This window comes from Acinetobacter sp. RF14B, assembly GCF_006864105.1.
GTDB classification, from domain to species: Bacteria; Pseudomonadota; Gammaproteobacteria; order Pseudomonadales; family Moraxellaceae; genus Acinetobacter; species Acinetobacter lwoffii_C.
In genome coordinates, this window is sequence record NZ_SMTB01000105.1 from 1 (window position 1) to 7,330 (window position 7,330).

Annotated in this window: 8 protein-coding genes and 1 pseudogene; 8 read left to right on the forward strand and 1 reads right to left on the reverse strand. The window is 43.2% G+C overall.

All coding sequences use genetic code 11. The features are described 5' to 3' along the window. The 3 genes from E2K52_RS12505 to E2K52_RS12515 all read left to right on the forward strand — a co-directional run. Window positions 1-366: acyl-CoA dehydrogenase family protein (locus E2K52_RS12505; protein WP_264765944.1), on the forward strand; the 366-nt coding region annotated here is incomplete at its 5' end. A gap of 19 nt (window positions 367-385) precedes the next feature. Beyond that, a complete protein-coding gene (locus E2K52_RS12510; RefSeq protein WP_151205400.1) occupies window positions 386-1,159 on the forward strand; it encodes an enoyl-CoA hydratase in 774 nt (257 codons plus the stop codon). 20 nt (window positions 1,160-1,179) lie between these two features. Further along, entirely contained in the window at window positions 1,180-2,247 is a 1,068-nt protein-coding gene (locus E2K52_RS12515; protein WP_151205401.1) for an enoyl-CoA hydratase/isomerase family protein, read from the forward strand. 80 nt (window positions 2,248-2,327) lie between these two features. On the opposite strand, the pseudogene E2K52_RS12520 reads toward E2K52_RS12515, so the two are convergent. Continuing rightward, window positions 2,328-2,734, reverse strand: a pseudogene (locus tag E2K52_RS12520) (transposase); the annotation flags it as partial. 203 nt (window positions 2,735-2,937) lie between these two features. Here E2K52_RS12520 and E2K52_RS12525 point away from each other — a divergent pair. The 5 genes from E2K52_RS12525 to proB form a co-directional block, all read left to right on the forward strand. Continuing rightward, window positions 2,938-3,657 (forward strand): MFS transporter, encoded by a 720-nt coding sequence (locus tag E2K52_RS12525; RefSeq protein WP_151205402.1) that lies wholly within the window; start codon window positions 2,938-2,940, stop codon window positions 3,655-3,657. 11 nt (window positions 3,658-3,668) lie between these two features. Then, window positions 3,669-4,343 carry a hypothetical protein gene (locus E2K52_RS12530; RefSeq protein WP_151205403.1) on the forward strand — a complete coding sequence of 225 codons (675 nt, stop codon included), beginning with the start codon at window positions 3,669-3,671 and terminating at the stop codon, window positions 4,341-4,343. 126 nt (window positions 4,344-4,469) lie between these two features. Then, window positions 4,470-4,844, forward strand: coding sequence for a winged helix-turn-helix transcriptional regulator (locus E2K52_RS12535; protein WP_151205404.1), 375 nt, complete (start codon window positions 4,470-4,472; stop codon window positions 4,842-4,844). A 552-nt stretch (window positions 4,845-5,396) separates the two neighbouring features. Further along, window positions 5,397-6,605 carry an Obg family GTPase CgtA gene (cgtA, locus tag E2K52_RS12540; protein ID WP_151205405.1) on the forward strand — a complete coding sequence of 403 codons (1,209 nt, stop codon included), beginning with the start codon at window positions 5,397-5,399 and terminating at the stop codon, window positions 6,603-6,605. 27 nt (window positions 6,606-6,632) lie between these two features. Beyond that, on the forward strand, window positions 6,633-7,330 hold a 698-nt coding region (gene proB, locus E2K52_RS12545), incomplete at its 3' end, for a glutamate 5-kinase (RefSeq protein ID WP_151205406.1).

Consider the following 7,330-nt stretch of genomic DNA (forward strand, 5'->3'; position numbering starts at 1 on the left):
GCTTTAGAAGAAGCCACTGTTTATGCTCATGACCGCGTGGCCTTTGGCAAACCGATTTTTGAACAGCAGGCAATCTCTTTTCGGTTAGCCAGCATGGCCACCGAAATTGAAGCCGCGCGCCAACTGGTGCATTTTGCTGCACGTAAAAAGGAAACCGGTGAAAGCTGTTTAACCGAAGCCTCTATGGCCAAGCTCTTTGCTTCGGAAATGGCCGAACGTGTCTGTTCCAAAGCCTTACAGATTTTTGGCGGTTACGGTTATCTGAAAGACTTTCCGATTGAACGAATTTATCGCGATGCGCGGATTTGTCAGATTTATGAAGGCACTAGCGATATTCAGCGTCTGGTAATTGCACGCAGTTTATAATTTTAAAGGGATTTTTATCATGCAATGGCAAACGATTTTACTTGAACAGCGTAGCGGGGTTGGACTGATTACTTTAAATCGTCCGCAAGCCTTAAATGCACTGAACAACCAGCTGATTGTTGAAGTCAATCAGGCACTGGATCAGCTGGAAAAAGACCCAGAGATTGGCTGTATGGTGATTACCGGTTCGGAAAAAGCCTTTGCTGCCGGTGCCGATATCAAAGAAATGGCAGATTTAAATTTTCCACAAATTTATCTGGATGATTTTTTCAGTCTGGCCGATCGAATTGCCCAGCGCCGTAAACCGTTAATTGCCGCAGTGAGTGGCTATGCCTTGGGTGGTGGTTGTGAACTGGCGCTGATGTGTGACTTTATTTACTGTGCCGATAATGCAAAGTTTGGTTTGCCTGAAGTTACTTTAGGCGTGTTGCCCGGCATTGGCGGAACGCAGCGTTTGACCCTGGCCATTGGTAAAGCCAAAGCCATGGAAATGTGCCTGACCGCACGTCACATGGGCGCACAAGAAGCTGAGCAAAGTGGTCTGGTGGCTCGTGTCTTTGCCAAAGAAGAATTGTTGGAACAGACGCTGCAAGCTGCAGAAAAAATTGCTGAAAAATCTTTGCCTGCAGTGATGATGATTAAAGAATCGATTAACCGGGCTTTTGAAGTCAGTCTGGCCGAAGGTCTACGCTTTGAACGACGGGTATTTCATTCTATTTTTGCTGGTTCTGATCAGAAAGAAGGTATGCAGGCCTTTGTTGAAAAACGTCCAGCCAAATTTACCCATCAATAAAAAAGAATAGGAAAAAAATAATGAGTGCTGAAAATAATTTAGTGATTAGCGTACAGGGAGTTCTGGGCATCATCAGCCTGGACCGCACTAGCCATTTAAATGCCTTAACCCTACAGATGATTCAAGGTATTCAGTCACAATTAGATCAGTGGCGCCATGATCCAGAGGTGCAAGCGGTTCTGATCAATTCTAACAGTCCCAAGGCATTCTGTGCCGGAGGAGACATCCGCTATCTGTATGACAGTTATCAGGCAGGCAATACCCAATATCAGGACTTTTTTGCCACTGAATATACGATGCTGAGCACACTGCGCAATTTCCCAAAGGCCGTCATCGTGATGATGGATGGTTATGTTCTGGGTGGAGGCTTTGGACTGGCGCAGGCATGTCATATTAAAGTGACCAGTGAAAAATCACGCTTTGCCATGCCAGAAACGGCGATTGGCTTTTTCCCTGATGTGGGAGCCACCCATTTCCTGTCCCGACTGGATGAAGTTGGCGTTTATATGGCACTGACTGGTGAGCAGATCAGCAGTAGCGATGCGTTATATCTGGATCTGGTCGATTATCATGTGCCGAGTGAAAATTTTGCTAAACTAGAAGCGGCATTGAGCGCTGCGCCTATTTTAAATCCGGTGGAAATCCGTAAAATCATCAGTGCGTTTATCACCCATCCGGTAGAAAGCGAGTTGCAAAAACGTATCGGACTGATTAACAAACATTTTTCTTATCCGCGTCTGGAGGAAATTGAACATAGTCTGGCTCATACAAGGGATGCCCTTGATCAGGACTGGGCCAAGAAAATGCTGGACCTCTTGCAGCAACGTCCGCGGATGGCAAAACAAGTCAGTCTGAAATTACAGCAAACCGGTCAGAATCTGTCGCTGGAAAAATGTATGCAGTTAGAACGGGATTTGCAAGATATCTGGTTAGAGCAGGGCGATTTCATCGAGGGTGTACGTGCACTGATCATTGATAAAGATAAAAATCCGCAGTGGCAAATAGACAATGTAAACTTTGAAAAAACGTTGGAAAAATGCTGGCCCGCCTGGACTAGGCAATATATAGATTCGCTTTGTTATAAATAATCGAAAGTTATTGTAAAAAAACCGAATCCGGCTTAAGCCAATGATTCCATAACCTGAATTATTGGCTTGTTGCGATGAATTCATTGATATGCGCATAACCATGCATAAATTCTACTGATAGACTCATGAAGACTAGGTGCTTTACTCGTCACTAAATTGGATTGGCCTTGCAAAAAGCTGAACTGAATAGCGGTTCTATTTTATAGCGTTGTTTTAAGTGATGTTTATCTGATGTACTGAGTTGAACAGCCTGTCTGTTCTTTCGACGGTATATAATTAAATCAATTCGTTGATCTATTAACCTGCTTTTGAGTTGTTGGCTAATATAGCCATGAACTGCATGAAGCTTTATAGCTAAACCTTCGACCAATTGCTCAACCCTTTTGTCAGCAATATGCCCATTCGATAAAGCAGAACAGGCGATTTCACCCAATCGATTCATCGCAAGAGATAACCTATAGCCATAAAACCAGCCCATTGAACTTTTACTGCACAGCATAATTCGCTCCTATTAAACCTTAGCACTAGCGCTTAAGGTTGGGGGGAACTCAACAGCTAGCTCTAGTCTTTTTATTTTTCCAGTTAATTTCTTAGCCGCGATTCGGGTTAAAAATCCTATACAAAAAATAGCAAAACATAAAATATTTGTGTTCACAATAAAGTGTTAACCAAGAGGATAAGGATAGCCTTTTGCGATCTAAATATATAATTGCTGCCATTACTTTAATTTTTTTTGCGACCTTGTGTGGACTCTTAATTGGCATTTGGGTGTTTCAGTATTTTAAGATTTATATTCCATTACAAGATCAGCAAGTAAGTATTGATTTGAAAGAGCCTTTGCAGGCTGAGGTTAAAATTCATGATGCTTTAAATGTGGATGTTCAGGGAAATGTAAATGCTGAAATTCCCATTCAAGAAAATCTCAATATTCCTTTAACCCAATCACTGACCCCGCGCGTGTACTTTGATAACTATGTGCCGATTAAAACGGTTATTCCGGTTAATGAGGTATTAAAGGTAAAGCAAAATATCCCGATTGATACCCGGGTTAAGGTAAATGTCTTAGGAAAGGATATTAGCTTGCCACTCAAAGGCACGATTCCGATTGATCTGGACGTTCCTCTGCAACTGAAGGTTCCACTGGAGCAAAAAGTCCATTTGAAATTTGATGCACCTGTAAAAACGGTATTAAAAGAAAATCTGAATATTCCACTTAATACTACATTAAAAACCAGTATTCCAATTCAGGGGCATCTGAATGTACCTATTCAAACTGCATTACAAGCGAGTGTAGATGTACAAAACACCTTGCCAATTACGATTCAGCAAGGTGAGTTGGAAATTGCTTTGGATAGCTTGAAGCTCAAGCGAACACCGACGCCCTCAGCAATTCATACAGCCAATGAATAGGAGGGAAAAGTATGCCTATTTCTATTCGTATATGGGCGATTCTGTTTGTAATTACGACTTGCAGTATTGCCGTGCTGTTCTGGTTCTATCTGAATATACAGGCCAGCATGCATATCAAGGCACAGCATGCTTCAGTCAGATTACCAGACGCATTGCCCACTAAAATTTCAATTGGAAATCATTTACAGACCCATGCCCAAGGAAAGCTGGACACAGAGATTAACATTAATCGTGGACTCGATTTACCTTTACGAGGCAAATATCGGGCAAATTTACAGTTTGCCGTTGTAGTACCAGTTTCGGTAAATATCGATTATAAAACGATGATTAAAGTCGATCAGATGATGTCACTTGAAACCTCCACCAATCTGATCTACCAAAATAAGTTATTGCCGACCTTTCCTTTAAAAATGGATGTGCCGATTCGTCTGGATCTACCATTTCAGCTGAAACAAAATTATCGGATTCCCATCAGAATCCTGTTTGATGGGCCCGTATTTTTAGGCTTTGATGAGTCCTTACATTTACAGGTAAAACATGATTTTAAACCTCAGCTTGAAATGAATGACCCGATGACTATGCGTAAAATCACCACCTTTCATGCCACCATGCGGAATATCGAACGAAATACCAAAGCCAATTTGGAGATGCACATGCAGTTGCCCCTGAAGCAGATTCACCCTTAAAAGCCTCTATATTAAAGTGATTAATTTTTGGGAAAAATAAACTTGTGGCTTCAATCCTGTTTTGATAACTTACTTAATGTAAGTACATAACAAAAAGTAAGATTTTTGATTAAAGGGAAGGACTTTATGGCGACTTATGAAACCAGTAAATTGCTTGGTCAAGTGTTATCTGTAGATTGTCCGTCACGAGGGATCTTGGAGCATCTTACCAACAAGTGGTCAGTGCTGGTCTTGCGTTGCTTAAGTGAGGGAGTACATCGCTTTAGTGAATTAAAGCAGCGCATTGAAGGAATCAGTGAAAAGATGCTGGCGCAAACTTTAAAAATGTTAGAGCAGGATGGTTTTATTTTAAGAACCGTCTATCCGGTGGTACCGCCGAAAGTAGAATATCAGCTAACCATATTAGGTTCGCAGGCGGCTGAAAAAGTGAATTATCTGATTGGCTGGGTAGAGCGAAGTTTACCGGAAATTTTAGATAATAAATCGCGTATTAGCCCATAGGTTTTAAATTGTTTTGCCAGAGTTGGAATGAAAAGATTGGTATATTCAGTGATCAAGCGATTCATAATATCGTGACTGGCTTGATTTTATCAGGGACTATTTATTTTAAGTGCTCAAGCGTCGATAAAGCTTGAGTTCCCATAATCTTTCATTGTTTAACGGCTAGGTTGATATAAATCTATAGAGCCGCTGCTGTTTATCCTTGAAAAGAATATACGCACTCTATCAAGAGTACAAGTTGTGATGACAAAGGATACTTGGCATCCTGTGAAACATTTGCAGACATACACTGGACTCTTGTAAAACTGACAGCATTCTAAGCAGAGAGCGGCTAAATCAGAAATAACTAAAAACACCAAGCTCATTGATAGGGCATATAGTTGACTAGTGCAGTTAAATGAATAAATCTCAGAGATTTAAAGCTTTTAAGCCAGCTTGACGAAAATATTGAAGAAATAAGCGTTCTCGTTGGAATAGTACATAAATTTAGTCGTGAAATTCTTTAAAATATGGCAGAATAGGCGGTTTTAAAGATTTTAGAGGATTGGCAAGATGCGCTTTGTTGATGAAGCAGTCATTACCGTAGAGGCTGGCGACGGTGGCAATGGCGTAGCCAGTTTTCGCCGTGAAAAATTTGTACCATTTGGTGGTCCGGATGGTGGTGATGGTGGTCGTGGCGGCAGCATTTATATTGAAGCTGATGACAACACCAGTACCCTTGTAGATTATCGTTATACCCGTAAATTTCGCGCTGAACGTGGTAAAAACGGTGCTGGCGCAAACTGTGCTGGTCGTGGTGGCGAATCAGTCGTATTAAAAGTTCCAGTAGGAACAACTATCGTTGATTCTGAATCGGGCGATATTATTGGTGACCTGGTTGAAAATGGTCAAAAGGTTCTAGTGGCTCAAGGTGGTCAGGGCGGTTTGGGGAATACACACTTCAAATCATCGACCAACCGTTCTCCGCGTAAATGTACGCATGGTGTCAAAGGTGAATTCCGCGAAATCCGTCTCGAGCTGAAAGTACTCGCAGATGTGGGCTTGCTGGGTATGCCAAATGCAGGCAAATCAACGTTTATCCGCGCAGTCTCGGCAGCCAAACCAAAAGTGGCAGACTATCCGTTTACGACTATGGTGCCAAATCTGGGTGTAGTTGATGCAGATCGTTACCGTTCATTTGTAATGGCAGACATTCCGGGGCTGATCGAAGGAGCTTCCGAAGGTGCAGGCTTGGGGATTCGCTTCCTGAAACATTTGGCACGTACCCGTATCTTACTGCACATTGTGGATGTCCAGCCAATTGACGGTTCCGACCCTGCTTATAATGCCCGTGCGATTATGAACGAGCTGCAAAAATTCTCCCCGACATTGTCAAAATTGCAGATTGTTCTGGTGTTGAACAAGGTTGATCAGCTTCCAGCAGAGTCACGTGAAGAGTGGTGTAATCACATTCTGGAAGAATTGCAATGGGAAGGTCCGGTCTTTAAGACCTCAGGCTTGACGGCTGAAGGAACCAAAGAGGTCGTCTACTACCTGATGGATCAGATCGAAGAGCAGCGCGAACGCGAAGTTGAAGATCCGGAATATGCAGCAGAGATGAAAGCATTCCGTGATCAGCTGGAGGCTGAAACACGTGAACAAACCATCGCTGCCAAAGAAGCGTATCGTGAGATGCGTCGTCAGCAACGTCTTGCCGGTGCGCTGGATGACGAAGATGATGAAGATGGCGATGATGATGTAGAAGTGTACTACGTACGCTAATTCTGTAGAAAAAAGTCTGAGGACAAGATGATAGAAGTGGTAGATGGGCAACGTCAGCTCAAGGGTTGTAAACGAATCGTTGTGAAAATCGGATCATCTTTACTCACAGCAAATGGGCAGGGACTAGATCTGGATGCGATCTCGCATTGGGCGGGACAGATTGCAGATTTATACAATGCTGGACACGAAATTATTTTGGTGTCTTCAGGTGCTGTGGCTGAAGGGATGGTTCGGATGAAACTTGAGAGTCGACCCACCGATCTACCCAGTCTTCAGGCCTGTGCTGCAATCGGACAAATGGGCCTGATCCAGACATGGTCAAGTGTACTGGAAAAGCACGAGATTCAAACTGCACAAGTGTTATTGACCCATGATGACCTGGCAGATCGCCGTCGTTATCTCAATTCATGTGATGCCTTGCAGAACCTGATTGACTGGCGCGTGATTCCGGTGATCAATGAAAATGACACCGTTTCTACCGAAGAGATCCGCTTTGGTGATAACGATACTCTGGCGGCGATGGTGGCTGGTCAGGTGCATGCAGACTTGCTGATTATTTTGACAGATCAGGAAGGTATGTTTGATTCTGACCCGCGCTCAAATCCCGATGCCAAACTGTTCCATACGGTTCGTGCAATGGATGAAAGCCTGTTTGATATGGCGGGTGGCGGCGGCAAATTTGGTCGTGGCGGTATGCTGACCAAAGTCCGTGCTGCACGTCTGGC

Excerpts from the sequence above, each read along its gene's own strand:
- E2K52_RS12510 (WP_151205400.1), top strand. The coding sequence starts at position 386 with ATGCAATGGCAAACGATTTTACTTGAACAGCGTAGCGGGGTTGGACTG.
- E2K52_RS12515 (WP_151205401.1), top strand. The coding sequence starts at position 1,180 with ATGAGTGCTGAAAATAATTTAGTGATTAGCGTACAGGGAGTTCTGGGC.
- E2K52_RS12530 (WP_151205403.1), top strand. The coding sequence starts at position 3,669 with ATGCCTATTTCTATTCGTATATGGGCGATTCTGTTTGTAATTACGACT.
- E2K52_RS12535 (WP_151205404.1), top strand. The coding sequence starts at position 4,470 with ATGGCGACTTATGAAACCAGTAAATTGCTTGGTCAAGTGTTATCTGTA.
- cgtA (WP_151205405.1), top strand. The coding sequence starts at position 5,397 with ATGCGCTTTGTTGATGAAGCAGTCATTACCGTAGAGGCTGGCGACGGT.